Here is a 25566-nt window from a genome sequence, read left to right as displayed (position 1 = left end):
TCACGCCGATCCGGTCTGCCGCACGTCATGGACTTCGGCCGGCTGGACGGCGTGGCGGTTCAAGATCTCCAGCGCGATGCGTTCGCGCGCGGCGTCGCCGACATTGACCCACAGCAGGATGCCGCCCTTGTCGAGATGCTGCAGCATCGGCTCGTTGCGCTTGTCGGTGATCCATTGCGACAGGAAGGAGCCCGCTGCCCCGCTGCCCACCCCGGCGGCCGCAGCGGCGGCGGCGGCGGCGAGCGCCGTCCCTCCGGTCGCCAGCACGGCGCCGGTGGCGATGATGGCGCCGACATAGGCGGGAAAGCCGACGGCGGCACCCTGGCCGCTGCCGATGTCCTCCGGCGAGATGTAAGCCTGCCGCGGGGCGTCGGGATCGTGGGCGAGGTTGCCGACGTCGGCCGGCACGCTCCCCAGCCGCTCGCGGATGGTCTCGTCGTTGGCCAGCAGGCTCAACTCATGGCGCTGGAAACCGGCCAGGGTCAGGTCGTCGATGGCCTTCTGCAGGGACTCGCGGCTGTCGAGAATCGCCACCGCCTCCCGCACCGTGGCGTCCGTCGCCCCTCCGCTGTCTCCGGTCCAGGCACTGGAATCGACTGTGGCCGGATTCTGGTTGCGGCTTTCGATCATGCCTCCACCCCTTCACTTCGCAGGATGTCCGTACAATCCGGATCCAACCGCGAACCGGGTCCAAGGTTCCGGACATGGTTCCGTCCGTGCTTGCGATGAGGCTGTCGATCAGGAGCGCGCCGCGGCGGCCGGGGGCGGCACGATGCCGCGCGGCTCCGGCATGGCGCCCAGGAACCACCAGAGGCCGAGCCCGATCAGCACCGCCTTCACCAGCAGGAACAGCGCGATGTGACGGGCAAGCGGGTTGCGGAGCATGGCGGTCCTCGGATCGATGCGGCCCGCGCACAGAAAACAGGCAAGGCCGATCTGGCAATGTAGCCCGTCTTTTGGCTAGTATCCGGCACCCCTGCTGTCAAGGAAGGACACCCGCCATGAAGCGGCTCCTGCTCGCCACCCTCTTCGTCGCCGGCCTGTCCGCCGGCTCCGCCGCCCCGGCGCTCGCCCAGATCAGCCTGTTCCAGGACACCGGGCTGATGCAGGCGGTCAACGATGGCGACGTCGCCAAGGTGAAGGGCGCCCTGTTGCGGGGCGAGAACCCCAACCAGGCCGACATCCACGGCAAGACCGCCCTGCTGGCGGCGGTGGACCGGTCCAGCCCGGCGATGGCCGGCCTGCTGCTGGACAGCGGCGCCAACGTCAACCGCGCCGACAAGGCCGGCAACACCCCGCTGCTGGCCGCGGCCGAAAGCGGCAACCCGGACCTGATCGAGCTGCTGCTGAAGAAGGGCGCCAAGGTCGATATGGAAAACCGCGAGGGCATGACCCCGCTGATGGTCGCCGCCCGCGCCGGACGCGCCGACGTGGTGGAGCGGCTGCTGAAGGCCGGCGCCAAGGTCGACCGCTCCGACTTCACCGGCCGCACCGCGCTGAACTGGGCGCAGGAAAGCCGCAACGCCCGCGTCGGCACCTTGCTGCGCCAAGCCGGCGCACGATGACCGGCGCCCGCTGATGCCCGTCGTCTGACCGCGGAGACGCCATGTTCGGTTCGGCTTTCGGCGGTCCCGGCCCGCTGCTTCTCCTGCTGCTGGCGCTGGGGATCGACGCGCTGTTCGGCGATTGGCTGGACCGCCTCCTGCCCGACCCGGCAGGGCTGGCGCGGCGCTTCTGCAACGCCGCCGATGCCCGGCTGAACCGGGCGGAGCGCGGCGCCTCGGCGCAGGTTTTCCGCGGGGCGCTGGTGGTGCTGGCGCTGCTGCTCGTCGCCGTGGCGGCGGGGCTGGCGGTCGAATGGGTCGGCTCCATTGGCCGCGGCTGGATGCTGGAACTGCTGGCCCTGCTCTGCGGCCTGCGCGGTCGGGCGGCCTGGACCCGCGTGCGTGCGGTGCGCCGCGCGCTGGAGAGCGGCGGGGTGGTTCCCGGCCAGGAGGCGATCCAGTCGCTGACCCGCCGCCACGTCTATGGCCTGGACGAGCACGGCATCGCCCGTGCGGCGGTGGAGGCGGCGGCCCGCGCCTTCGACCGCAAGCTGGTGGCACCGGTCTTCGCCTATGCCCTGCTCGGCGTGCCGGGCCTGTTCGTCTGGACCGCGATGGACGGCGCCGACGCCGCACTGGGCAGCCCCGGAGTCCGCCATGGCCGCTTCGGATCGACCGCGGCGACGCTGGACGACGCGCTGAACGCCCTGCCCGCCCGGCTGGCCGGCCTGCTGCTGGCGATCGCCGCCCCCTTCATCGGCACCGCCAAGGCCGGCGCCGCTTTCCGCACTTTGCGCAGCGATGCGCGCAAGCACCCGTCGCTGAACATGGGCTGGCCCATCGCGGCGATGGCGGGCGCCCTGGGCCTCGCGCTGGGCGGCCCACACCGCGACGGCGGTGTGGTCATCACCGAAAGCTGGATCGGCGACGGCCGCGCCCGCGTCACCCCTGCCGACATCGGGCGAGCGCTCGCTCTCTCAGCGGTCGCAGCATTGCTGCTGGTCGGGCTGGTGGCGCTGCTGCTGTGGGGCGTGGCGGGGATCTAGGCAGGCATTTGACCGGACGCCTGCGGCCCGACATCCTCCACCATGTAGAACGGCCCCCGCCGGTCGCGCTCGACCCGCAGGATGAAGCGGCTGGTCCCGCCGGCCTTGATGGTCCAGAGATCATCGCCGTCATCCAGCGGGCGCAGTTCCAGTTCGTCCGGCACCGGGGCCTCTCCGAGCCGCTTCAAAATGCGGTCGGCGCGGGTGCGGTCGATGGCGGGCAGGCTTTCGGCGGCGCGGGCGTCGAAACGGTCGCTCTTCACATAGCGGGTGCCGGAACCCTGGATCGGACTGGACGGCCGGCCCGGCTGAAGCCTGGCGCGCGACGCCATCAGCCGCCAACGCGACGTGCCACAGGCCAGCGCCGCCGCGGCATGGACGGCGGCGACGCGCTCGATCAAATCCGGGAACAGCGGCATCAGTTCCCGCCGCTTGTAGGCGACGCGGCTCATCAGGTCGTGGATGGAGCGTTCGGCCGTCGCAGCAGCCTCCGGCAACTCATGGGTCTCGGCCACCAGCAGCGCCGGGATGGCGTCGAGCGCAGCGCCTGCCACCAGCGCGTCGATGCGGGCCAGCGCCGCCGCCCCGGCCGCGTCGGTGCGGGCGATGGCGTCGGCGACCACCGGGCGGGCGCGGTCGAGCGCCTCGGCCCGCGGCACCTCGTCGGACAGGGCGGACAGCCATCCGGCGTCGAACAGGGTGCCATCGGGGAAGGGAGGAAAGGCGCTCAATCGCTCAGGACCCGGTCGGTGAGGTGTCAGCCGTCCGCCCGCATGCGGGCGACGATGGCCTCCAGTACCTCTTCGGCCCGGTCGTTGTCGACCTGGCAGGTGCCGGCCGCCTGATGCCCGCCGCCGCCATATTGCAGCATCAGCGGGCCGATGTCGGTCTTCGAGCTGCGGTTCAGGATCGACTTGCCGCAGGCCAGCACGGTGTTCTGCTGCTTCAGGCCCCACAGCACATGGATGGACACGTTGGTGTCGGGAAACAGCGCGTAGATCATGAAGCGGTTGCCGGCATAGATCGTCTCCTCCTTGCGAAGGTCGAGCACGACGACGTTGCCGCGCACGGTGGCGCAGCGCTTCAGCTGGTCGACGAACAGCTCGGCATGCTGGGTGTAGAGCTCCACCCGCTCCTTCACGTCGGGCAGCTCCAGGATCTGCTCGATCGAATGGCTGCGGCAATAGTCGATCAGGTCCATCATCAGCTGGTAGTTCGACACCCGGAACTCGCGGAAGCGGCCCAGCCCGGTGCGCGCGTCCATGATGAAGTTCAGCAAAGTCCAACCGGTCGGGTTGAGGATGTCCTCGCGCTGGTACTGCGCCGAGTCGGCCTGATCGACCGCTGCCATCATCTCGTCGGAGATGGTGGGGAAGCGCTCCTTCCCACCGTAATAATCATAGACGACGCGGGCGGCGGACGGTGCCTTGGGGTCGATGATGTGGTTCGCCTTTTCGCCGACGCGCAAGGTCTCCGACAAATGATGGTCGAACACCAGATGGGCGCCGTCGACATAAGGCAGGTTGGTGGTGATGTCGCGGCTGGAGATCTCGATCTTGCCGTCCTGCATGTCCTTGGGATGGACGAACTTGATCTCGTCGAGGATGCCCAGATCCTTCAGCAGGACGGCGCAGACCAGCCCATCGAAATCGGAACGGGTGACGAGGCGGTATTTCGCGACTTCGGACATGCAAGCTTCCCCTGGCGGCCGTCTTGGTTGAGCGCTGGCCGGAAGGGTAATCGTCCACCCATCCGGCGCGCAATCCTTTACCAGCGACCGCGCCGGAGATCAGCCCCAGGGGCCGCGGCGGTTCTGCGGCATGAAGCCGCCCTGGCTGCCCTGTTGCGGCGGAGCCCCCCAGGGAGAGCGGCCGTCACGCGGCGGGGTGTGGTTGCCGCCCCCAAAGCCGGCCCCAAAGCCGCCGCTGAAACCGCCTCCCTGGGCCGCCATCGCGCGCAGCCGCGCCACCCGCTCGCCCATGTCGGGGTGGGTGGAGAACAGGCTGGCCATGCTGGCGCCGCTCAGGGGGTTGGCGATGAACAGGTGGGCGGTCGCCGGATGCGCCTCCGCCTGATAATTGGGGATGTGGTTGGCGCTGTTGTGGATGTTGGTCAACGCATCGGCCAGCCAGCTGGGACGGCCGCAGATCTCGGCGCCGATGCGGTCGGCCTCGAACTCGCGGGTCCGGCTGATCGCCATCTGCACCAGCGTGGCGGCGATGGGGGCGAGGATGGCGGCCAGCACCGCCCCCACCATGCCCAGCGGGTTGCCGCCGCGCTCGTCGCTGCTGGAAGCGCCGAAGAACAGGCCGAAATTGCCGAGCATCGACACCGCACCGGCGATGGTCGCGGTGATCGTCATGATCAGCGTGTCGCGGTTCTTCACATGGGCCAGCTCATGCGCCATCACGCCGGCGATCTCCTCCGGCGTCAGGCGCTGCAGCAGGCCGGTGGTGGCGGCGACCGCCGCATGCTCCGGATCGCGGCCGGTGGCGAAGGCGTTGGGCTGATCGTTCTCGATGATGTAGACGCGCGGCATCGGCAGGCCGGCGCGCTCCGCCAGCCGGGCGACGATGCCCTGGAACTCCGGCGCCGAATAGCCGTCGACCTCGCGGGCGCCGTACATCGACAGCACCATGTCGCCGGAGTTCCAGTAGCTGAACAGGTTCATGCCCAGGGCGACGACGAAGGCGATGATCAGGCCGGTCTTGCCGCCCAGCAGGAAGCCGACCGCCATGAAGATCGCCGTCAGGCCGGCAAGGAGAATGGTGGTCTTCAGATAGCTGGTCATGATCGCCATATCGGTTCAGGATGGGCCGAAGCGGGGTTACCCGCTCCGAACCGAGATATGGGACCTATCCGAGCCCGCGTTCAAGATGCCCGCAATTTCGCGATGGACATGATGACCGAACCGACCAAGCCGCAGCAGGACACCACCGAGGCGGCAACCGGAGAGACCGCTCCGGACGCCAGCGAGACGAAAGGCCCGGAGCAGAAGCCGGGCGAGATCGGCGGCCCGAAGGGACCGGAGCCGACCCGCTACGGCGACTGGGAGTTCAAGGGGCGCTGTTCGGATTTCTGAGGGACTCCTTCTCACTCCATCCGGCGGCCGGTCACCGCGTCGAACAGGTGCAGGGCACCGTCCTGCGGAGCAACGGTCAGGCGGTCGCGCTCGCGCACGATGGGAATGCCGGCCATGCGGACCAGCAGCGTCTCGCCGTCCGGCAGGCGGCCATAGACCACCGTGTCGGCCCCCAGCGCCTCGACCAGTTCCACCTCGATGGAGAAGCCGTCCGCTGCGGCGGCCATATGCTCCGGGCGGATGCCCAGCTTGATCGGCCGGCCGGCATCGGTCGGGCGCGGCTGCGGCAGGGTCAGGCGCTGGCCACCGGGCACCAGCACCGCCTCGCCGCGGTCGTCGATGCGGCCGTCCAGAACATTCATCGGCGGGGAGCCGATGAAGCCGGCGACGAACAGGCTGGCCGGGCGCTGATAGACTTCCAAGGGCGTGCCGATCTGTTCGGCGACGCCATGGTTCATCACCAGGATGCGGTCGGCCAGCGTCATCGCCTCCACCTGGTCATGGGTGACGTAGAGGCTGGTGATGCGCAGGCGGTCCTGCAGCCGCTTGATCTCCACCCGCATCTGGGTGCGCAGCTTGGCGTCCAGGTTGGACAGCGGCTCGTCGAACAGGAAGGCGGCGGGTTCGCGCACGATGGCGCGGCCCATGGCGACGCGCTGGCGCTGGCCGCCCGACAGCTGGCTCGGCCGGCGGTCGAGGAAGCGGCCCAATTCCAGGATTTCCGCCGCCTTGTCGACGCGGGCGCGGATCTCCGCCTTCGGGATCCCGCGGATCTTCAGGCCGTAGGCCATGTTGTCGAAGACCGTCATGTGCGGGTAGAGCGCATAGTTCTGGAACACCATCGCGATGTCGCGGTCCTTGGGTTCCAGAGTGTTGACCACGCGCCCGCCGATGGCGATCTCGCCGCCGGTGATGCCCTCCAGCCCGGCGACCATGCGCAACAGGGTGGACTTGCCGCAGCCGGACGGCCCCAGCAGGACGAGGAACTCGCCATCGCGGATCGCGATGTCGATGCCCTTGATCGCTTCGACCGGCCCGTAGGATTTGCGGACGTCGCGGATTTCAACGGTTGCCATTGTTCTTCTTTCCTTCGCCCGCGTCTTACTTTTCGCTGTCCACCAGACCCTTGACGAACCAGCGCTGCATGAACACCACCACCGCCACCGGCGGCAGCATCGCCAGCACCGTCGTCGCCATGATGAGATTCCAGTCGTTGGCCGATTCGCCGGTGCCGATCATCTTGGTGATGCCGGTGACGATGGTTTCCATGTCGCCGCTGCTGGTGACCAGGAGCGGCCAGAGATACTGGTTCCAGCCATAGATGAAGAGGATGACGAACAGGGCGGCGATGTTGGTGCGCGACAGCGGCAGCACCACGTCGATGAAGAAGCGCACCGGCCCGGCGCCGTCGATCTTGGCAGCCTCCAGCAGTTCGTCCGGAATGGTCAGGAAGAACTGGCGGAACAGCAGCGTCGCGGTGGCCGACGCGATCAGCGGGACCGCCAGCCCGGCATAGGTGTTGATCAGGCCGAGGTCGGCGACGACCTTGTAGGTCGGGATGATGCGCACCTCCACCGGCAGCATCAGCGTGATGAAGATCAGCCAGAAGAAGGCCATGCGCAGCGGAAAGCGGAAGAACGCCACCGCATAGGCCGACAGGATCGAGATGGCGATCTTCCCCAGCGCGATGGCCAGCGCCATGATCAGGCTGTTCAGCATCATGGTGCGCACGGGCGTGTATTTGGCGCGCGCCCCCGCCTCGCCCGCCCAGGCCTGGGCGTAATTGTCCACCCCTTCCCCGCCCGGCCACAGCGGCAGACCGCCGCGACCGATGGTGCCGGAATCCCAGGTGGAACCGATCAGCGTCACATAGATCGGATAGGCGAAGACCAGCACGCCGACGATCAGCACGATGTGCGGCACGAGGTCGATGAATCGGGTCGGCTTCATGCGTAATGGACCTTGCGCTCGATGAAGCGGAACTGCACCGCCGTCAGAGCGATGACGATCACCATCAGGATCACCGACTGGGCCGACGATCCGCCGAGATCGTTGTTGACCACGCCGTCGTGATAGACGCGGAAGATCAGCGTCTCCGTCGCCTTGCCCGGCCCGCCCTGGGTCAGGGCATGGATGGTGCCGAAGGTCTCGAAGAAGGCATAGACCATGTCGACCACCAGCAGGAAGAAGGTGGTCGGCGACAAGAGCGGGAAGGTGATGGTCCAGAAGCGCCGCACCGGACCGGCACCGTCGATGGCGGCCGCCTCCATCACCGAGCGCGGGATCGCCTGCAGGCCGGCCAGGAAGAAGATGAAGTTGTAGGCCACCTGCTTCCAGCTGGCGGCCATGATGACCATCCACAGCGCCTGCCCGCCGTTCAGCCGGTAGTCCCAGTCATAGCCCAGCGACTTCAGCGCCAGGCCGAAGGATCCGATGTCGGGGTTGAAGATGAACATCCACAGCACCGCGGCGACGGCCGGGGCCAGGGCATAGGGCCAGATCAGCAGCGTCTTGTAGGCGCGCGCACCCTTGATCTTGGAATCGGCCAGCACCGCCAGCAGCAGCGCAGTGCCCATCGACAGCACGGTGACCGCGACGCTGAAGACGACGGTGACTTTCAGCGTGTCGAGATAGTTCGGGTCGGTCAGCACATGTTCGAAATTCTCGAACCAGACGAACTCGCTGCGGATGCCGAAGGCGTCCTGCAGATGCACAGACTGCCACACCGCCTGGGCCGCCGGCCAGATGAAGAACACCAGCGTCACCGCCACCTGCGGCGCGAGCAGCAGATAGGGCAGCAGCCGGTTGTCGAATGTCACGCGACGCTGCAAAGGATGGTCTTTCGTGGGTTGGATGGCGCACATTCGGGGGGCCCCCCTCTCCCCAGTGGGGGAGAGGGGGAGCCTTCAGTGGATCAGCCCTTGTTGGCGCGCTCGAAGTTGCGCAGCACGGCGTTGCCGCGCTTCACCGCGGAGTCCAGAGCCTGTTTGGCGTCCTGCTGGCCCTGGAAGGCCTTCTCAAGCTCTTCCTGGATGATGTTGCGGATCTCCGGCAGGTTGCCCAGGCGGAGGCCCATGCTGTTCTCGGTGGTGGGCGTGCGGGTCAGTTGGGCGGCCGGCACGTCGGCGCCGGGATTCTTCTCGTAATAGCCCTGGGCCTTGGTCAGTTCGAAGCCCTTCATCGTCACCGGGACATAACCGGTGTCCATGTGCCACTTGGAATCCACCTCGGGCTTGGCAAGGTAGCTGAAGAACTGCGACACCGCCTTGTATTCGGCCGGCGTGCGCTTGGGCGAGGTCATGACCCAGAAGGCGGCGCCGCCGATGATGCTGTTCTTCGGCCCGTCCTTGGCGAAATCCGGCCAGTAGGGCAGCGGGGCGGCACCCCAGGCGAAGGTCGCCTCCTTCAGGATGCGGCTGCGCAGGCCGGACGAGCCGTGGATCATCGCGCATTCGCCCGACGGGAACAGGGCGTCCGGCTTGTTGTCACGGCCGCCATACTTGAACAGCCCCTCCTTCTGCATGTCGATCAGAGTCTGCACATGCTTGACGTAGAGCGGCGCGTCGATCTTCAGCTCGGCGTTCAGCCCACCGAAACCGTTGGCCTGGCTGGCGAAGGGAGTGTTGTGGATGGCGCCCAGCTGTTCGAACTGCGCCCACACCGGCCAGGAGGTGGTCATCGGGCAGGTGGAGCCCGACGCCTTCAGCTTCTTCGTCGCCTCGATCATCTCCGGCCAGGTCGCCGGCGGCTTGTTCGGGTCGAGGCCGGCCTTCTGGAAGGCGTCCTTGTTGTAGAACATGATGGTGCTGGAGCTGTTGAACGGCAGCGCCATCATCTTCCCGTCCTTGGACGAGTAATACCCCTTCACCGCCGGGATGTAGGCGTTGGCGTCGAAGGCCGCCCCCGTCTCCTGCATCAGCTGGTAGACCGGCTTGATCGCCGGGCCGGCGGCCATCATGGTGGCGGTGCCGACCTCGAACATCTGCACGACGTGCGGCGCGTTGCCGGCGCGGAACGCGGCGATGGCGGCCTGCATCGTCTCGGGATAGGCGCCCTTGTACGAGGCGTTGACCTGGACCGCCTGCTGGCTGTCGTTGAACTCCTTGACGACCTGCTCCAGCTGGCCGCCCAGCGGCTGCGGCAGGCCGTGCCAGAAATCGATCACCGTCTTGCCTTGGGCGAGCGCGGAGCCCGGCAGCGCGGCGAGGAGCAGCGCGGTGGTGGTGGCGGCGCCCGTCAGGAGGGCAAGCTTGCGGCGGGTCAACATGCGGTGGGTCTCCCTGTCCCGGTATGGTTCGCGGTTGTCATGAGGGCAACGGGTTGCCATCCCGCGACGCTTTCGTGAAGTTTTGGTGGCAGACGCATGCGGCCATTTGCTGGGCCATCTGTTTGCGCTTGCGAAAAGCGCCGACAACCCGATGATCGCTTCCGAAATTGTTTGGTTGCTCTAAGCGTCACACTGCCCACGCCGAGCCGGCTCTGTCAAGACGCCGTATCGCAGCTTCATGACGCAGGCCAGCCGCCGACCGGAGTGTTGCGGAGCGAAAATGCGCAGGCGCGGAAAGACTATCGCGAACAGGTGACGTCCGGCCGGTTCGCGCCATTCGAAGCGGGTGCGGCACCCGCCTTCATGCTGCGGGAGAGCAGGCGGCGCAGCGCCCGGGGATCGCAAGGTTTGTGCACCAGGGGCAGCCCGCTGCGGTCGACGCTGCGCAGCCGGTCGGGGTCGGTGTCCCCGGTCACGATGACGCCCGGCACGCGCCGGCCGCAGCGGGCGCGCACCGCCTGGATGGCGTCGATGCCGGTTTCCGGGCCCGACAGGCGCAGGTCGGAGAGCACGAGATCCGGGGCGGCGGCGGCATTGTCCAACTCGGCACAGGCCTCGACGATGCCGCGGGCGGGGATGACGGCATAGCCCCAGCCGCGCAGCAGCATGCCGATCCCCTCCAACTGCATGGCGTCGTCCTCGATCACCAGCACCGTCCCGGCCTTTGCCGGAGCGGAAGCGGCCTGGGTGCCGGCGGCCGGTTCGGGCTCGCTGTCGGCGGGATCGTCGCCCGACCGGTCGCCGTCGCAACCGGACAACGGCACCTCGACCGCGAAGACCGAGCCCTTGCCGAGCTTGGAGCGCACCGTCACCGGGTGCCCCAGCACCTGCGCCAGCCGCCGCACGATGGCGAGCCCCAGCCCCAGCCCCTGCTTGCGGTCGCGGCCGGGATTGCCGAGCTGGTGGAAGTCCTCGAAGATCACCCCAAGGTTGGCCGGGTCGATGCCGACACCGGTGTCCCAAACCTCGATGCGCAGAGTGCCGCCGCGCCGCCGCGCCGCCAGCAGGATGCCGCCCGTCAGGGTATAGCGCAGGGCGTTCGCCAGGATCGGCCGCAGAAGCCGTTCCATCAGCACGGGATCGCTGGTGACCTGGGCGTCGAGCGGTCGGACGTTGAAGCGCAGCCCCTTGGCCTCCGCCTCCGGCCCGAACTCCTCCAGCATCTTGGCGAGCAGTTCGTCGACCGGGAAGGTCTGCGGCTTAGCCGTGACCAGCCCGGCTTCCAGCGCCGACACCTCCAGAAGGGCGCGCAGCAGGGTCTCGCCGCCGACGATCGCCTGCTCCAGCTTGTTCGCCAGCTCGATGGAGGTCGGATCGGTCAGCCGGCCGACCAGCAGATGGTGGAACAGGTGCATCGCCTGGAAGGGCTGGCGCAGGTCATGGCTGGCCGCCGACAGGAACTTGCCCTTGGCGGTGCGGGCGCGCTCCGCATCGGCACGCGCCTGCGCGGCATCCGCCCGCGCCTCCTCCAGGGCGGTCACGCCGGCGTCCGCGATCAGCGCCACCGCACGGATGGCGCCGCCGGCATCCCGCACCGGGCTCAACGTCACGGCCCGCCCAAGACCGGGAAACGGTCCGGCACCGACGGCCGGGGCGCCGGTCGCCAGCACTTGGCGCCGCAGCAGGTCGATTGCGGCGGCCGCCTCCGCAGCCAGCCCGCCCTCTGCCAGTGTTCGCCCTTCCGCCGCATCCGGCGCACGGCCCAGAGCTTCGGCAAAGGCACGGTTCGCCACCAGCACGCGCCCATCTCCGCCAAGCAACGCATGGGGAGCGTCGTTGGCCGACAGCAGCGCGTCGAACCAGTCCGCGCGGGTCGGCGTCTGTCCTTGGATGAGTGGCATCGGCATGTACTCGGTAAAACTGCGGGGAAGACCGAAGATAGAAAGAAAGGCATTCTGAACTGTGGGATACCGGAGATCATGGGACCGCCGCGTTACCTCTGCTTTATCTTGTGCTCCGATCGATCGTGTCAAATGTGACCTCAGTCCACCCCATAGCCTATGGTTCGTTCGAAGGCCCTAATGCTTTAAGCCGAGGCTGCGCCTTAACTCCGTTACCGCCAAGGTGGGAGGACGCTTTCGCATAAGGCCGCAGCCGCGCTATAAGACGGCATGGTGCAGCGCCGCCCTCCTCTCCCCGCCCTCTTGCGCAGACGCAAGCGTTCCGCCGCCCGGCCACCCCAGCCGCCGCGGGCGCTGGAGATATCCGGCCTGCCGATTCCGCTGGAGCTGCGGGAGAGTGCGCGCGCCACCCGGATGACCCTGCGCGTCGATGCCGGCCGCGGGCTGGTCCAGGTTGTCGTTCCGGTCGGCGTATCGGAGACCGACGCCCGCCAATTCGTCGGCCGGCATGACGGCTGGCTGCGGGCGCGTCTGGCGGCGATGCCGCCCTCCCTGCCCTTCGCCGACGGGGCCAGTGTGCCGTACCTCGGCGTCGATCATGTGATCCGCCACGACCCCGCCCTGCGCGGCCCGACCCGGATCGAGGAGGGCGCCCTGCTGGTCGGCGGCCAGCCGGAGCATGTCGCCCGCCGTGTCCGCGATTTCCTGACCGCCGAGGCGAAGCGGGAACTGTCGACCCGTGCCCGCGTCAAGGCCGAGTCCATCGGCGCCCGCGTCGCCGCCGTCACCATCCGCGACACCAGGAGCCGTTGGGGAAGCTGTTCGTCCACCGGCCGTCTGTCCTTCTCCTGGCGCCTGATCCTGACGCCGGAACCGGTGCTGGACTATGTCGTCGGCCATGAGGTTGCCCACCTGCGCGAGATGAACCACTCCCCGCGCTTCTGGGCGCTGTGCGCCAGCCTGACAGCCGGTCGGGATGTCGAGCTGCCGCGGGCCTGGCTGAAGGCCAACGGCACGCGGCTGCTGCGGTATGGGTAAGGCGGACGGCGGGGCCGTGCAGCCCGGCCCCCGCGCCTATTGCACCACTTCGGCCAACTGCGCCTGAGCCGTGCCGGCATCGCGGCGGACGAAGGCCAGGAAATCCTCATAGGGCATGGGACGGCCCAGCAGATAGCCCTGGCACTGGTCGCAGCCCATGGTGGCCAGACAGTGATACTGCTCCTCTGTCTCCACCCCCTCGGCCAGCGTCTGCATGCGCAAGGACCGCGCCATGCCGATGATCGCCTCGGCGATGGCGCCGCTGTCCGGATTGCCGGCACGCAGGCCGCTGACGAAACTGCGGTCGATCTTCAGTTTGTCGACCCGGAAGCGTTTCAGATAGGCGAGCGAGGAATAGCCGGTGCCGAAATCGTCGATGGCCAGTGGCACCCCCATCTCGCGCAACTGCGAGAAGGTTTCCGACACAACGTCGGAATCGTCCATCAGGACGCTTTCCGTCACCTCCAGCTCCAGCGCCGAGGGCGGGATTCCGTAGGCCGACAGCCAGCCCGCCACCCGCTCCGCCAGACCGGGGCGGCGGACCTGCACGGCCGACAGATTGATGGCGATCAGCAGATCCTGGTGCCGCAGCAGTTCCGCCGCGCGGCGGCAGGCCTCCCCCAGCACCCAATCGCCCAGCGGCAGGATCAGGCCGGTGTCCTCCGCCACCGGGATGAACTGGCCGGGCATGATCAGCGTGCCGTCGGGTTGGCGCCAGCGCACCAGCGCCTCCGCCCCGATCAGCCGGCGGCCGTCCAGCGAGAACTGCGGCTGGAAATGCAGCTCCAGCTCGTTGTTGGCCAGGGCGCGGCGCAGGTTGTTCTCCGTCCACATCCGATCCGACGCGCGGCGGTTCAGCTCCGGGGTGAAGAACTGGTAGGTGGCGCGCCCGGCCTCCTTGGCGGCGTACATCGCCATGTCGGCGCTCTTCAGCAGCGCGTCGATGCCGGTGCCGTCGTCCGGGTAGATGGCGATGCCGATGGAGGGCGTGACCTGCAGCTCGTGCCCATCGATCAGATAGGGCTCCGACAGGGCATGCAGCACCTTGCGCGCCACGATGCCGGCCGCGTCGGGGCTGTCCATGTCGCTGATCAGGAGGATGAACTCGTCGCCGCCCTGGCGGCTGACGGTGTCGCTGGCCCGCACGGTGCCGAGCAGCCGCACCGCCACCTCGCGCAGCAGGCTATCGCCGACCTGATGGCCCAGGCTGTCGTTGATGGTCTTGAAGCGGTCGAGATCGACGAACAGCAACCCCACCTTGGTGCCGTGGCGACCGGCGGCCAGCATGGCGCGGTCCAGCCGGTCGCGCAGCAGGAAGCGGTTAGGGAGGTCCGTCAGGAAATCGAACTGCGCCAGATGGCGGATGCGTTCCTCCTGGGCGCGGGTCTCGGTGATGTCGGTGAAGGCGGCGATGTAGTTGGCGACCGCGCCATCCTCGTTCCTCACAAGCTTGACGCTCAGCCATTCCGGGAACATCTCGCCATTCTTGCGGGTGCTCCAGATCTCGCCGGCCCAATGGCCGTTCTCGCGCAGCTGCGCCCACAGATCGTCATAGAAGCCCGGCGGATTGCGGTCGGAGCGCAGGAATTCCGGACTGCGGCCCAGCACCTCGTCCCGGTCATAGCCGGTGATGCGGGCGAAGGCGTCGTTGGCGGCAACGATCCGGCGGTCTTCGTTGGCGACGAACATGCCTTCGGCGGCGTTGTCGAACACCTTGGCCGACAGCCGCAGCTGCCATTCCGCCCGCTTGCGCTCGCTGATGTCGCGGGCGATGGCGGAATAATAGACCTCCCCCTCGTAGGTGATGCGGCTGGCCGTGACCTCCAGCTCCAGGGTGCGGCCGTCCGGAGTATGGTAGACGGTCTCGTAATGGCTGGCCGCGTCCTCGCCCTCCGCTGCAAAGCGTTTCAGCAGGTCGGCCTGCCCCATCACCAGATCCTCCAGCGTCCCGCCAAGCGCCTTGCAGCCGAAGGGGTTGATGTAGGCGATGCGCAGGTTGGCATCTGCCAGGACGACGATCTCCGACACATGGTCGACGAAGAAGTTGGCGAGATAGAGCTGGCGCGCCCGCTCGCGCAGCATGCTGTCGCTATGCCGGACCCGCAACTGGTAGCTGCCGACGATGCGGCGGATCCAGCCGGTGACCAGCCACGACACGCCGACGGACGCAGCCAGCGCCACGCCCAGCACGGCGACCGTGGTCCAGACGCGCAGGTTGACGCCGCGGCTGATCTCCGCCCTGCGCGCCTCCATCTCCTTGCCGACATCGTCGATGTAGAAGCCGGCGACGAGGATCCAGCCCCACACGGTGGGGGCGGAGACATAGGCCATCTTCGGCGTCGGCCGCGCGGTGACCGGATGGATCCAGTCGTAGCGCACCTCCCCCCCGCCTTGGCGTCCCTGCTCCAGCAAGCGGGTGACGAGATCGCGTTCGGTCTTCCACGGCAGGTCGCGCGCGTTCATCCCTTCCGACGCCGGCGCGGTGGGGGACAGCAGAACCTGCCCGTCCTGGCGCAGCACGCCGATATAGCCGGTCTCTCCGAAGCGGAAGGCGCGCAGCCGTTCCAGCGATTCACGCTGGAGCTGCGCCTCCGCCGCCCCCAACGAATCGCTGGCGCCGATCACCCAGTCATAGGGTTCGAACCGGCGGACGAAGGCCAGCTTGTCCACCATCTGCGCCGGGTTTTCGGGCATGCGCCAGCGGTATCGGGCGAAGCCGCGCAGGCTCGGGTCCTGGACGGCCCGCATCAGCTCGCGCACCACCGCGGCACCATGCGGATCGGGAGCCGCGAAAGGCGTGGTTCCCTCCTGCGACGGATCGACCGGCATCAGCACCGACTCGCCGTTCAGGTCGTAGATGAAATAATAGCCGCGCCCGCCGGAGAAGCGGAGCGGCCGCAGCGTCTCCTTGATCGATTCCTTCACCGCCGCATCGGGCAGGATGTCCTTTTCCCGATTATGGACGCTGCGGGCGATGGCGTAGGCCTCATCCACCTGGGCGCGCAGATGCTCCTTCAGAAGCGGTTCCACGCGCGAGCGCATGTAGGCCAGATAGGATTGCGCGTTCTCCACCTCCTGCACCAGGGCCTGCTGCTGCTCCTGGACATAACGCGCCTCGCTCTGCTTCAGATCGTGCTCCAGATCGGCCCAATGCTGCCAGACGAAATAGAAGCCGAGCCCGAGGACGAGCGCCGACACCAACGCCATCGACGCCAGGAACTGCAGGCGGTAGAGCCGGGCCTCGTCTGACGAGCGCGACGGCGCACGAACCAGCTCGGCGACGGGGTCGGACAAGAAGGGCTCCCTTCGGATGGCCTGATCTGATGAAGCTCGCGGCAACCGGCTGCGGCCGGCCCCGATGCACTGTGCAAGTGTTGCTTAATGCTCGCAAGGATTCAACCGCAAGCGAATTAAAGCCACCACAGCGCGACTCTTTGACTGTTTTCCTCGCCCTTGGATGGACGATCTGCGCCGCGTCCGCGAGTGTACAGGGAAATCACGGAAACCATGCCTGCAGAGATCTAGGCGCGGATTCCCTTCACCGGGCAACGATTCGGCGGCGAAGATCAATGCGGCCGACGACGGTCCGGTCCGGACGGGCAAACCGGAGCATCGCGAGGCTTTAAAACGCATGCCCACGCCGCTATGGTCGCGCGCGCGTGCTATGAGACCCGCAAGCCACCCTCAATCCAGCGCCCGCATCCTCCGGAGAGTGCCGATGATCCCCCGTCAGAGGCGTCAAGGCTGGATTTGGTGAACGCAGCGAAGGATGTAGGGGAACGGCCCAGAGGGCCGGGCCATCGGTCAGCCATCTGGGCTTATCGCTGAGCATCGGTTGATGGGCGGGGGCATGCCCCCGCCCGTGATCATGCGGCGTGCTTGGCTGCCAAAATGTCCTGGATGGTGAGCACCTGGGCGGATGGTTTCGGCCGACTACTGCTCTTTGCCTGGGCATCGGTTGCCGTGAACCGGTATTCGCTCCGGCCGCCGCGACTCCGGTGTTCAAGCCGGTCGTCCTGGCACAGCTTCATCTCCTTCGCGAACTTCACGACGCTGTAGCGTTCGGCCGGGAAGAACGTCTCCCGCCATTCCTCGAAGTGGTCGGCGAACAGGGATGCGCAGGTGGTCCAGGAGTCCGGGATGTGGACGTCGGAATCGAGCCATTGTTCAACCGGGGTCCGATACCGCTGTCCCGCTTGCTCACCCCGGATCAGCGCATAGACGTCGCCTTCAAACGCCGGGGCCTCGGCGTCCTCGTCCACCGAGCGCCAGAAAGCCATGGCGTCCAACTTGCGGATCGCGGCAAGGTCGATCCTGTCGCACACGTTAATCTGGAAGAACCGGCGATTACCGCTGGGATCCATGATCAAGGTGTCGAGGTCAAAGTTCCCGCAGCCGATAAACGTCGAGATGATCTCCCGCTTCCCGGCCTCTTGATAAAGCTGTCGGAATTGCTGGGATCGGCTGGTCATCAACCCTTTCACCTTGTTCACCTCCGAACGCCGGGCATTCGCCATCTCGTCGAAGAAGATGATCGGCATGGTGGTGAGGTCCATCATGCGGCTCTGATCTTCCAGCATATCGAAGGACGTGGCCGTCACGGCTTCCTCGACAGGGTTGATCAGATGCTCAACAGTCGTGGTCTTTCCACAGCCTTGGACCCCCATGAGATACGGCATGATGTGGGTCCGGTAATGGATCGTCCCACGCATCGCGTTCTTCACCCGGTGAACCCAGTTCCTCAGCACAGCTTTGGCCGCCTCTCGATGTGTCGGGTTATTGACGGTGTTGTGAAAGAGGAGGTCGAGGATACGGTCAAAGACGGTGGTGTCGGCCGCCGGGTCGAACTTCACCCGCTCGTAGCAGGCTTGCAGAGCCTCTTTGTGCGCCAGCCGCCGCCATTCGGCCCAGGCGCCGTTGAGCGGATTGACGGCAGCGAACGCCCCATGGTCGCCGGTCCAGATCGCGATCTGGTTTCGGACATCGGCGCTGCCAACGGTCTGGCCCTTGGCGTCGATGAACGTTCCGTCCACCTTCATCCGCAAGTCACGCGACTCGATGAAGGCGGAGATGAAGTCGATGAGGCCGTCAGGATAGCGGCCGAGATCGGCGGTGATCCGCCATCCCCGAACCATGTCGGCAGCCTCCCGCTTCGGCAGGCCGGAACGCTCCTCCATGGTGCGGCGCACATCGGCCCACAGCCAGGACGGCGCGTCATTGGCGGCCTTGGCCGCTTCGGCGAACCGAAGGATGTCCTCCGGTGTTGCCGTCCATCGCCCAGGCTGTTGGTTCCACTCGTTGATGATGTCGTGCAGGTCCATCATGCCGCCCCTCCCATGGCCCGCGCTTGACGGCGGCGGATACGGTCGAGGAGCCGGGGATCGCGCCGGAACGGTTCCGGGGCCGGTTGACGTGCGATGAAATTGAGCGCGTGCTCGGCTTCCCGGCGCGTCCCTGTTCGAGGGCGGGCCTTGCCGCTGGCCCCGTCCATCATCAAGGCCAACGCCTCCAGATCGGCCGCCGTGATCGAGACGCCGAGGAACCGTGCTCTCGCCGCGATCCGACACATGAACTTGTAGAACCGGCCGGAGCCAATGGGCGCGGAGAAGTATTCCTGCTGCATCTCCTCGGTCACCAGCGCCGTTGGATCGTCGCATGGCGGGGCCAGTCGCCACACGGTATCCGCAACGCTCGCTGGTGCCACGGTCGGAGCGGCAGGCACGGGGAAGGCAGCGATCAGGGCGTCAACGTCGAGGGCGGCGCCCTCCACCCGGCAGGCGAAACGGTTCTCGGCCCCGTCCCAAGCGGCCGGGATGAAGAAGACGCGGCTGGGATCTCGGGTCCGATGATCGAAGAGTCGGCCAAACCGTTGGTTGGCCGCCCACCAGAACGCATCGAACTCATTGATCTCCACCGGTCGGGACAGCGGCAAGATCAGCCGCATCCGATGATGGTCCGGCTTTGACTTGGTCGTTGAATGCAGGATGTACGGCAGATCGCCGAGCAGTTCCACGACATCCTCGAACCGCACCGAGCGGGCCGGATCATCGTTGTCGAGGTCGAAGGCCGCAAAGCTCCATCGAGCGACGGCATCCTTGCGGCGGGTGGCGCCGGGTTGGAACTCGGCAGGCGAGATGGTTGGGACGGTCCCGGCGTCCTTGGCGCTCGGCGGCCGGGCGATCAAGCTCCAAGCGTGGAGGCGGTCGCAGGCTTCGCGCCAGGAAAGGGTATCGTAGGTTGGGATGGTGTCCCGGATCGTCGGGAAGAAGCTCCAAGTAATAAGCATGTCGTTGCTCGTGAATGCCCCGCATGGTGGCAGCCATGCGGGGCGGTTTTGGCACACGACAAGTTTGGAGGCACGTTCCCGGCGTCAGATGGACGCCCGGCCTCGTGATGTATTTAGTTGGCGATAAAGTCGTGTGCTCCGCTCTGCCAGCGGTCCGCCTGCACGTATTTAAGGCGGAGATGGGTTCCGTTTGTCGATATCTTTCTCGTGCCCAGCGGATATTTCCTGGATCGACATTTGAATATTGACAATGGCGACGGTCCATTCGGTATAATCGTTGCCCCTGTCCGCTCCGCCGCTGGGGAGGTGGGGTCCACCCCACCGGGTGGTGGGGTTCACCTCACCAGCCAACCCAATGATATTGTTGATGAATTTCTGTTTGGTGGGGTAGGTGGGGTGATTTCTGGAAAGTCATGAGAGAAGAAGAGAAAAAGACAAGAGGTTCGGAAACCACCCTCACCACCCCACCATCCCCACCATGATCCACACCAGACGGTGAGCAGTTCGTGATCACGGCAGGTCGGGCGTAGCCCTGGACCCCACCATCCACCGGCGCGGCGGGGAACCGCGTTCCCCACCGTCGCTCCACGATCACGCCGCGACGGCAAGCTCCCCGATGGACGCCGCCTTCGCCGACCGAAGGGCCATGTAGTAGCTCGACCGCGAGATGCCGAGCGTCCGGCACGTCTCCGCGACCGGCGTACCAGCGTCGCTCGCCAACATGATCTGCCGGACCACGGCCGCCGTGACCTTGGACGGGCGGCCGAACTTCACCCCGCGTTGCCGGGCCACGGCGACACCGGCCTGCGACCGTTCCCGGATGAGGTTGCGCTCGAACTCCGCCAGCGTCGCCAAAACGCCCAGGATCATCCGGCCGGTGGCGGTGCTGGTATCGATCTGGTCCATCACCGAAACCAGCTTGGCGCCGCGACCCTCCACCTCTTCCACGATCTGGAGCAGATGGATCTGCGACCGGGCCAACCGATCCAGGCGCCACACCACCAGTTCATCGCCCGGCCGGAGCAGATCAAGGACGCGCCGCAGTTCCTCGCGATCCCGGCGGGCACCGCTGGCCTTCTCCTTGAAGATGTCGCGATCATCGACCCCGCGCTTCAGCAAAGCGTCAAGCTGGAGCGCCCAGTCCTGTTCGCTCGTGGACACCCGCGAGTAGCCGTAAATCCTCCCCATGTCCAGAAACCCCCGTCCGGTTGTCTCTAATTTTCGCACGGATTTTCTGGACGTCAACCGCCGCAGTTCCACGTCATCTTCAGCACCGTCCAGAAACCCAAGAAATTCTGGACAGGCCACCTCCCCTGGTGCCGCATGCCCTTTACGTGGGACAGAAATACCACTCAGGATCTGCGTGGGACGGAAATACCACGCGAAAAAATTGTGAAAAACATATTGACCCTCGGACCGCCCATGGTAATATCTCCAACAACGCTGAACGGCGTTCAAAGCGCAATCATCAACATGCGGAAACTTCAAAAAACGGGCGTTGGATTGGATTCCACGCAGAACCGAACGTTATTCAATGCGCACTCTTGATATGGAAACCGATACGAGGATAACGGAGACCCATGGAAAATTTGCTGAATTACCACGCAATCGCTAAGGCTTCAAAGATGATTATCATGGCGGGACATCCGAATACATCGGACATTGAAGCTTTGAACGCCATCAGAAAAGCCTACACGTATATGGACTCAACAGGCATTTCACCAAAGGAGACACTCAAAACGGGTGGCGCATTCCTTGCCTTTGACGAAGCCAAACGCGAATTTGAGAATCGTGTGGCTGAACTGGAGGAGGCACTGGATCAGCAACAACAAATTTATGACGATCTCGTGAGGAAGGCCGGTCACAACGCGACGGATGAAGAGCAACTCAGTGCGCCGCTTCGTCCCACCGTGGACGAGATTGTCGCCTCGTTGAAGGACGTGGACCGCTACTCGACCGAGACAGACGAAATCGGCAACAAGCGTGCTTATCGCTCCCTCGCGGTAGTCTACGAAATTATTCGCCTGTGGGACGATCTTGGCGACGAGAAGCGCGAGCAGATCATCGAACAATCGGGACAAGCCAAGGCGATCAACCGCCTGAAGATCGCCGACACCCCGGCGATCATCAGCTACATGGCATGGCCGGGCAACACCGATCCTCGTAAGCGTAATCGCGCCTATTGGATCAATGCCATGCGTGCCGCATTGCAGGATGGAATCGACTCCGATGGGTTCGTTGCCTGGATCGAGGAGCAGGGGGGAATCAAGAAGGCCGCCGACCGTGGGAGGGTTGGAAGCAGCCGCAGGCACATTGATGATGAAAGCTCTGGAGAACTCGGTTCCCTTGAACCGGTAAAAGCTGCTCGATCCATCGGCAAACGTCTTGCCAAGGCGAAAGCAGATGACCTTGAGCCGCTGTTCGATGAACTTGCTGCTGTGCTTGGCCGCTGAAACGATTGGTCACTTCTTGACGCTCCGGCGCCAAACCTTCCACCTTGTTGACGACCGCCGCCTGATGGCGGGTGTCACGGCATGACCAGGGCGACGGCGAAGGATTATCAGTAGCAAAGCAGTTTCCACGATGCGGATTCCGTCGGAGCCGCCTCAGGGAACGCAATATTGATCTCCGGGGCGGAGCTTGTTCCGCCTGATCCACCAAAAACACGCGAAACGATTTTCAAGCCGATGTCACCACAAGACGGACGGCAACAAAGACGCGCGACTTTTTTGAAGGAAAATGAAGATGACGACCATCGAATGGACTAAAAAGACTTGGAACCCGCTGATCGGCTGCAAAATCGTTTCGGCGGGTTGCACCAACTGCTATGCGCAGAAGATGGCGCACCGATTGGCTGGAATGAGGAATCGGCCAGAATACAAGGGTCTGACGGAACGCAAGCCGGGAAAGCCTGCGGTCTGGAGTGGGGTCATCCGACGCAACTCGCCTAAAGTCTTTCGTGCGCCAGTCGGCGATAAGCGGGGAAGCGTCTATTTCGTGAACAGCATGTCCGACTTGTTCTATGAAGAAGCTAATGAGCATGACGTGCTCGACATTATTAACATCATGAATAGTTTGCCGCACCACATCTTTCAGGTTCTGACAAAGCGCCCCGGCTATGCCGCCGATTTTATCGCCAAGCACAATGTGAGGCTCGGTGACCACGTCTGGATTGGAACGTCTGTCGAGAATGCAAAGGTCACGGGCCGGGTTGATGACCTTCGGCGTATCCCAGCCCGCACCCGCTTTCTTTCGATTGAACCGCTGATTGGTTCGGTGGGGCCGCTGGACCTGGACAGCATTCATTGGGTGATTGCGGGCGGTGAAAGCGGAATCGGTGCTCGGCCGTGCTCCATCGATTGGGTGAGAGATATCCGGGACCAGTGCATTCGCAGGGGGGCGCCGTTCTTCTTCAAGCAGTGGGGCAAGGTTGAGAACAACCCGGAAGGCGTGGACGACGGATATGGCAAGGGAGGCGCTATGCTGGACGGCATACTGTGGCGCCAGTTTCCATCCACCGGACACCCACTCGACATGCAGTCCGATCCACCACATGGGATGGTGGTTCACGAGGGGCGGATCGCGGCATGACCAGGACGGGCAGGCGGGGCAGCCCCGTCTGCCCAAGGATTATACCAGGAAATCCAAGAGCGAAGGTTTCGACAGGATGATGGTGAGTTCTGATGTGTCGACTTCAGGAGAACAATGCATTATTATTGTTCTCCACTCTTTGGGATCATTCATATGGAGTCCGACTTTCAAGGAATCGAAACTTCTGTCTGTGACCGAAACCGCTTGCGGCGGCGTTCTGGCCTTCCGTTGCTCGACGAAGAACGAGAGTTTACGCGAACGGTCGCCGTCTTGAAATGGAATGAGCGGCAGACAGCAATCAATGTCCACATGGCCGTCTATCTGAAACTCCGCCAGGAGGTGCTCCACGCCATGCGTTCCGAGCGCGGTGATAATTTCCCGCCGAACTCGTTCAGCCATTGTCTTCTGATTGCCGAAACCGAAAGGCGGTTCCGCAAGTATTTGCTATCCATCGGGATGGTCGACCTGCCGATCCCTTGCATCCCTTCCCTGTGAAAGCCATGCCGCTCTTGAAGAGGATGCCGAAGAAGGACAGCGGGATGCTGTTCGTCTACGGCAGTTTGAGGCGCGGATTTCACAATCACTCATATCTGCAAGGTACAAGATTTTTCGGAGAGGGGCGAACTCGGCCAGAATTCGATCTCGTTGATCTTGGGGATTTTCCGGCAATGGTGCGGCCGGGTCGTTTCCATGTTCAGGGCGAGATATACCAAGTGAATCGGCGCACTCTTGATGAGGTCGATCTCGTCGAGGGAAATGGAATTTTCTACGAGCGCATCGCTGAAATGATATTCACGAGAACCGGTGAGGTTGAGTGCTGGCTCTACGTTCTGATTGAGCCGGACACCGGATCGAAGCCGATTGCCCCGTTGCCGGATGGCGTAACAAAGATTTGGAGGCGTCGATGATTCTCTGCACGAGCGCGACGCACCCGATGGAGATCGTGGAGGTGCCGGTGCCCGGCGCCGCCGGTCATATTGGGGTCACCTTTTGTCCAGGCCGCAAGGATCGCGATCCAGTATCCGGTGGGTGGAATCGCGACATGGCCGCCGACCTCCAAGCCATCCGCAGATGGGGGGCAAATGCCATCATCTCGCTTTTGACGCCGCGCGAAACCCGCGTTCTTGGGGTTGAGCGCCTTGCGCATGAAGCTGGGCTGCATGGTATCGATCTGTTCCGCTGTCCGATCTTCGACCAGCATCCACCTGACGAGGAGTTCGAGAAAACCTGGGCGCTGGCTGGTCCCGAGGTGCGGCATCGCCTGCGTTGTGGCGAAAGGGTGCTGGTACATTGCCGGGCTGGGCGCGGACGGTCTGGGATGATCGCAGCCCGCCTGCTGGTCGAACTTGGCACCCTGGCCGACGACGCCACCCGTCTGGTACGTGCTGCTCGCCCCGGTGCGCTGCTGAACCCACAGCAGGTCCAGCATGTTCTCTCGATCCGCCCTGTTTCCAACGGAAGAATCCCTCACGGTAAATAGTCTTGGGCATCTTGCCCGATAAACCGCGAGGAAATGTTCATGAGCAACGCACAAATTTTGGAGACGAAAGATCAACGATATCCGTTTCAGGTCTCGGTCATCATTGACCCTGCGGATTATGATCGACTCGTCTGCCACACCAATTCCCGACGCGGCCTCAAGGTCGCGGCGGTTGATGATGAAGTTGGAGGTGAATGGACTGTCGCCATTGGCTGTGCCAGCCGCCGGATGGCTGAGGACGTGCTAACCTGGGAAATGTGACGGTCGACTTGGTTCAGTGCTCCCCGCATGATGGTACCGAGATGGAAATGCACATCTTCCCAACGGAGCCGTCCTGCGGCCGACGCGACCAAAAGGCATACCTCAAATTGATAATTCCACGTTGACGTCAATCGTCGGACGGTCCAGAAACTAGGAGGGTTTTTTGGATTGACCGGCGAACAGGCGTCTCGTGGAGCAGCTTCCTGCGAAGCTACGGTGGGGAATTGAACGGCGGCTCGAATTCATCGAGTTCCGCCTGTTCTGGGACGGTCACGCTAACCGCGCCGACCTGACGGGCATGTTCGGCATCTCGATCCAGCAGGCATCCGCCGATCTGCGGCGCTACCTTGCCATGGCACCGGGCAACATGTCCTATGACACCCATGCCAAAGCATACGTCCGCTCTCCGTCTTTCGCACCGATCTTCTTCCGCCCAGACGCCGAACAATACCTCTCGCAGCTTCGTCTGGTTTCGGAGGCGGTGTTGGGCCAATCGGAATGCTGGCTGCCTCGTCTGCCTCCATTCGGTGTCCTGCCGGTACTTGCCAGAACGGTCAACGCGAGCGTCCTTCGGACCATCATAGGAGCCATCCACGGCCACGAGGCGGTGGAGATCCATTACCAGTCCATGTCGCGCGTGGAACCCACGTGGCGCTGGATTGAACCACACGCGATAGCCCATGACGGCTTCCGTTGGCATGCGCGTGCATTTTGCTGCGCCGATGGCCGGTTCAAGGACTTTGTGCTCCCCAGGATCCTGGAGACCAGGACGCTGACTCCCGCGTCGACGAACCCCGCTGACGACACGGATTGGCATGAGGACGTGGCGCTCGAAATCGGCCCTCATCCGGCTCTATCCGCGTCCCAGCACGCGGCGATAGGGCGCGATTACGGCATGGTCGATGGGCGGGCGGAGGTCCGGGTACGCCGGGCGCTTCTCTATTACACGCTGAAGCGTCTGGGCATCGACACCGACCCTTCCGCACGCCGACCGCAGGATCAACAAATCGTCCTTTTGAACCGCGACGCCATCGGCGCCGCGTCCCAACAGCTTCATGGGGTTGCTTGAG

Annotated in this window: 25 protein-coding genes; 11 read left to right on the top strand and 14 right to left on the bottom strand. The window is 64.9% G+C overall.

What is annotated here, in order from left to right; all coding sequences use genetic code 11:
- Positions 1-630: a hypothetical protein gene (locus A6A40_RS02435; RefSeq protein ID WP_082860697.1), complete on the bottom strand. Its 630-nt coding sequence runs from the start codon at positions 628-630 to the stop codon at positions 1-3.
- 108 nt (positions 631-738) lie between these two features.
- Positions 739-885 (bottom strand): hypothetical protein, encoded by a 147-nt coding sequence (locus A6A40_RS30950; protein WP_167562458.1) that lies wholly within the window; start codon positions 883-885, stop codon positions 739-741.
- A 116-nt stretch (positions 886-1001) separates the two neighbouring features.
- On the opposite strand from A6A40_RS30950, the gene A6A40_RS02430 reads away from it, so the two are divergent.
- A complete protein-coding gene (locus A6A40_RS02430) occupies positions 1002-1565 on the top strand; it encodes an ankyrin repeat domain-containing protein (protein ID WP_063633949.1) in 564 nt (187 codons plus the stop codon).
- Positions 1566-1606: 41 nt separating this feature from the next.
- Positions 1607-2590, top strand: coding sequence for a cobalamin biosynthesis protein (locus A6A40_RS02425; RefSeq protein WP_063633948.1), 984 nt, complete (start codon positions 1607-1609; stop codon positions 2588-2590).
- Here A6A40_RS02425 and A6A40_RS02420 read toward each other — a convergent pair.
- From A6A40_RS02420 to htpX, 3 genes are all read right to left on the bottom strand, one after another.
- Entirely contained in the window at positions 2587-3321 is a 735-nt protein-coding gene (locus tag A6A40_RS02420) for a hypothetical protein (protein WP_063633947.1), read from the bottom strand. The two genes, A6A40_RS02425 and A6A40_RS02420, sit on opposite strands and share 4 nt — an antisense overlap.
- 26 nt (positions 3322-3347) lie before the next feature.
- Positions 3348-4280: a DHH family phosphoesterase gene (locus A6A40_RS02415; RefSeq protein WP_063633946.1), complete on the bottom strand. Its 933-nt coding sequence runs from the start codon at positions 4278-4280 to the stop codon at positions 3348-3350.
- Positions 4281-4379: 99 nt separating this feature from the next.
- Positions 4380-5390 carry a zinc metalloprotease HtpX gene (gene htpX / locus A6A40_RS02410; protein WP_063633945.1) on the bottom strand — a complete coding sequence of 337 codons (1011 nt, stop codon included), beginning with the start codon at positions 5388-5390 and terminating at the stop codon, positions 4380-4382.
- Between the two features lie 93 nt (positions 5391-5483).
- Here htpX and A6A40_RS02405 point away from each other — a divergent pair, with 93 nt between their 5' ends.
- Positions 5484-5672: a DUF1674 domain-containing protein gene (locus A6A40_RS02405; RefSeq protein WP_063633944.1), complete on the top strand. Its 189-nt coding sequence runs from the start codon at positions 5484-5486 to the stop codon at positions 5670-5672.
- Positions 5673-5683: 11 nt separating this feature from the next.
- Here A6A40_RS02405 and A6A40_RS02400 read toward each other — a convergent pair whose 3' ends face one another.
- From A6A40_RS02400 to A6A40_RS02380, 5 genes are all read right to left on the bottom strand, one after another.
- Complete coding sequence (locus A6A40_RS02400) at positions 5684-6748, bottom strand: sn-glycerol-3-phosphate import ATP-binding protein UgpC (protein WP_063633943.1); 1065 nt, start codon at positions 6746-6748, stop codon at positions 5684-5686.
- Positions 6749-6773: 25 nt separating this feature from the next.
- Positions 6774-7622, bottom strand: a complete 849-nt coding sequence (ugpE, locus tag A6A40_RS02395) for a sn-glycerol-3-phosphate ABC transporter permease UgpE (RefSeq protein WP_063633942.1) — start codon at positions 7620-7622, stop codon at positions 6774-6776.
- On the bottom strand, positions 7619-8503 hold the full coding sequence (gene ugpA, locus A6A40_RS02390; protein ID WP_108546626.1) for a sn-glycerol-3-phosphate ABC transporter permease UgpA: 885 nt from the start codon (positions 8501-8503) through the stop codon (positions 7619-7621). The genes ugpE and ugpA overlap by 4 nt, the downstream gene beginning before the upstream one ends.
- Positions 8504-8586: 83 nt before the next feature.
- On the bottom strand, positions 8587-9939 hold the full coding sequence (gene ugpB / locus A6A40_RS02385) for a sn-glycerol-3-phosphate ABC transporter substrate-binding protein UgpB (protein ID WP_063633940.1): 1353 nt from the start codon (positions 9937-9939) through the stop codon (positions 8587-8589).
- A gap of 299 nt (positions 9940-10238) precedes the next feature.
- A complete protein-coding gene (locus tag A6A40_RS02380) occupies positions 10239-11840 on the bottom strand; it encodes a hybrid sensor histidine kinase/response regulator (RefSeq protein ID WP_063633939.1) in 1602 nt (533 codons plus the stop codon).
- 270 nt (positions 11841-12110) lie between these two features.
- On the opposite strand from A6A40_RS02380, the gene A6A40_RS02375 reads away from it, so the two are divergent.
- Positions 12111-12878, top strand: a complete 768-nt coding sequence (locus A6A40_RS02375) for a M48 family metallopeptidase (protein WP_063633938.1) — start codon at positions 12111-12113, stop codon at positions 12876-12878.
- Between the two features lie 36 nt (positions 12879-12914).
- Here A6A40_RS02375 and A6A40_RS02370 read toward each other — a convergent pair whose 3' ends face one another.
- The 4 genes from A6A40_RS02370 to A6A40_RS02360 all read right to left on the bottom strand — a co-directional run bounded on the left by A6A40_RS02370 (position 12915) and on the right by A6A40_RS02360 (position 20352).
- A complete protein-coding gene (locus A6A40_RS02370) occupies positions 12915-16172 on the bottom strand; it encodes a bifunctional diguanylate cyclase/phosphodiesterase (RefSeq protein ID WP_063633937.1) in 3258 nt (1085 codons plus the stop codon).
- Positions 16173-16744: 572 nt separating this feature from the next.
- Positions 16745-18202, bottom strand: coding sequence for a VapE domain-containing protein (locus tag A6A40_RS02365; protein ID WP_063633924.1), 1458 nt, complete (start codon positions 18200-18202; stop codon positions 16745-16747).
- A complete protein-coding gene (locus tag A6A40_RS30650) occupies positions 18199-19164 on the bottom strand; it encodes a hypothetical protein (RefSeq protein ID WP_063633925.1) in 966 nt (321 codons plus the stop codon). The genes A6A40_RS02365 and A6A40_RS30650 overlap by 4 nt, the downstream gene beginning before the upstream one ends.
- 591 nt (positions 19165-19755) lie before the next feature.
- Entirely contained in the window at positions 19756-20352 is a 597-nt protein-coding gene (locus A6A40_RS02360; protein ID WP_063633926.1) for a recombinase family protein, read from the bottom strand.
- A 392-nt stretch (positions 20353-20744) separates the two neighbouring features.
- On the opposite strand from A6A40_RS02360, the gene A6A40_RS30310 reads away from it, so the two are divergent.
- The 7 genes from A6A40_RS30310 (at position 20745) to A6A40_RS02330 (ending at position 25565) form a co-directional block, all read left to right on the top strand.
- Positions 20745-21617 (top strand): hypothetical protein, encoded by an 873-nt coding sequence (locus tag A6A40_RS30310; RefSeq protein WP_063633936.1) that lies wholly within the window; start codon positions 20745-20747, stop codon positions 21615-21617.
- Positions 21618-21909: 292 nt separating this feature from the next.
- On the top strand, positions 21910-22755 hold the full coding sequence (locus A6A40_RS02350) for a phage Gp37/Gp68 family protein (RefSeq protein ID WP_158279271.1): 846 nt from the start codon (positions 21910-21912) through the stop codon (positions 22753-22755).
- Between the two features lie 153 nt (positions 22756-22908).
- Positions 22909-23250, top strand: coding sequence for a hypothetical protein (locus A6A40_RS30305; protein ID WP_146191535.1), 342 nt, complete (start codon positions 22909-22911; stop codon positions 23248-23250).
- A 44-nt stretch (positions 23251-23294) separates the two neighbouring features.
- Positions 23295-23663: a gamma-glutamylcyclotransferase family protein gene (locus tag A6A40_RS02340; RefSeq protein ID WP_158279270.1), complete on the top strand. Its 369-nt coding sequence runs from the start codon at positions 23295-23297 to the stop codon at positions 23661-23663.
- Positions 23660-24235 (top strand): dual specificity protein phosphatase family protein, encoded by a 576-nt coding sequence (locus A6A40_RS02335; protein ID WP_082860695.1) that lies wholly within the window; start codon positions 23660-23662, stop codon positions 24233-24235. The genes A6A40_RS02340 and A6A40_RS02335 overlap by 4 nt, the downstream gene beginning before the upstream one ends.
- A 39-nt stretch (positions 24236-24274) precedes the next feature.
- Complete coding sequence (locus tag A6A40_RS30300; RefSeq protein WP_146191534.1) at positions 24275-24496, top strand: hypothetical protein; 222 nt, start codon at positions 24275-24277, stop codon at positions 24494-24496.
- A 190-nt stretch (positions 24497-24686) separates the two neighbouring features.
- Entirely contained in the window at positions 24687-25565 is an 879-nt protein-coding gene (locus A6A40_RS02330; RefSeq protein ID WP_063633932.1) for a BrxR family helix-turn-helix transcriptional regulator, read from the top strand.
- The last annotated feature ends 1 nt before the right edge of the window (position 25566 follow it).

The sequence above is a fragment of the Azospirillum humicireducens genome (genome assembly GCF_001639105.2).
GTDB classification, from domain to species: domain Bacteria; phylum Pseudomonadota; class Alphaproteobacteria; order Azospirillales; family Azospirillaceae; genus Azospirillum; species Azospirillum humicireducens.
The sequence above is the reverse complement of the archived record's forward strand: the minus strand, read 5'-3'. Positions and strand labels throughout refer to the sequence as shown.

What these genes read in the sequence shown, in the direction of transcription:
- A6A40_RS30310 (WP_063633936.1), top strand. Translation starts at nt 20,745, where the DNA reads ATGGAAAATTTGCTGAATTACCACGCAATCGCTAAGGCTTCAAAGATG.
- A6A40_RS02365 (WP_063633924.1), bottom strand. Translation starts at nt 18,202, where the DNA reads ATGATGGACCTGCACGACATCATCAACGAGTGGAACCAACAGCCTGGG.
- A6A40_RS02430 (WP_063633949.1), top strand. Translation starts at nt 1,002, where the DNA reads ATGAAGCGGCTCCTGCTCGCCACCCTCTTCGTCGCCGGCCTGTCCGCC.
- htpX (WP_063633945.1), bottom strand. Translation starts at nt 5,390, where the DNA reads ATGGCGATCATGACCAGCTATCTGAAGACCACCATTCTCCTTGCCGGC.
- A6A40_RS02375 (WP_063633938.1), top strand. Translation starts at nt 12,111, where the DNA reads ATGGTGCAGCGCCGCCCTCCTCTCCCCGCCCTCTTGCGCAGACGCAAG.
- A6A40_RS30300 (WP_146191534.1), top strand. Translation starts at nt 24,275, where the DNA reads ATGAGCAACGCACAAATTTTGGAGACGAAAGATCAACGATATCCGTTT.
- A6A40_RS30650 (WP_063633925.1), bottom strand. Translation starts at nt 19,164, where the DNA reads ATGCTTATTACTTGGAGCTTCTTCCCGACGATCCGGGACACCATCCCA.
- A6A40_RS02380 (WP_063633939.1), bottom strand. Translation starts at nt 11,840, where the DNA reads ATGCCACTCATCCAAGGACAGACGCCGACCCGCGCGGACTGGTTCGAC.
- A6A40_RS02435 (WP_082860697.1), bottom strand. Translation starts at nt 630, where the DNA reads ATGATCGAAAGCCGCAACCAGAATCCGGCCACAGTCGATTCCAGTGCC.
- A6A40_RS02335 (WP_082860695.1), top strand. Translation starts at nt 23,660, where the DNA reads ATGATTCTCTGCACGAGCGCGACGCACCCGATGGAGATCGTGGAGGTG.
- A6A40_RS30305 (WP_146191535.1), top strand. Translation starts at nt 22,909, where the DNA reads ATGGAGTCCGACTTTCAAGGAATCGAAACTTCTGTCTGTGACCGAAAC.
- A6A40_RS02340 (WP_158279270.1), top strand. Translation starts at nt 23,295, where the DNA reads ATGCTGTTCGTCTACGGCAGTTTGAGGCGCGGATTTCACAATCACTCA.
- A6A40_RS02405 (WP_063633944.1), top strand. Translation starts at nt 5,484, where the DNA reads ATGGACATGATGACCGAACCGACCAAGCCGCAGCAGGACACCACCGAG.
- ugpB (WP_063633940.1), bottom strand. Translation starts at nt 9,939, where the DNA reads ATGTTGACCCGCCGCAAGCTTGCCCTCCTGACGGGCGCCGCCACCACC.
- A6A40_RS02415 (WP_063633946.1), bottom strand. Translation starts at nt 4,280, where the DNA reads ATGTCCGAAGTCGCGAAATACCGCCTCGTCACCCGTTCCGATTTCGAT.
- A6A40_RS02400 (WP_063633943.1), bottom strand. Translation starts at nt 6,748, where the DNA reads ATGGCAACCGTTGAAATCCGCGACGTCCGCAAATCCTACGGGCCGGTC.
- A6A40_RS02360 (WP_063633926.1), bottom strand. Translation starts at nt 20,352, where the DNA reads ATGGGGAGGATTTACGGCTACTCGCGGGTGTCCACGAGCGAACAGGAC.
- A6A40_RS30950 (WP_167562458.1), bottom strand. Translation starts at nt 885, where the DNA reads ATGCTCCGCAACCCGCTTGCCCGTCACATCGCGCTGTTCCTGCTGGTG.
- A6A40_RS02350 (WP_158279271.1), top strand. Translation starts at nt 21,910, where the DNA reads ATGACGACCATCGAATGGACTAAAAAGACTTGGAACCCGCTGATCGGC.
- A6A40_RS02425 (WP_063633948.1), top strand. Translation starts at nt 1,607, where the DNA reads ATGTTCGGTTCGGCTTTCGGCGGTCCCGGCCCGCTGCTTCTCCTGCTG.
- ugpE (WP_063633942.1), bottom strand. Translation starts at nt 7,622, where the DNA reads ATGAAGCCGACCCGATTCATCGACCTCGTGCCGCACATCGTGCTGATC.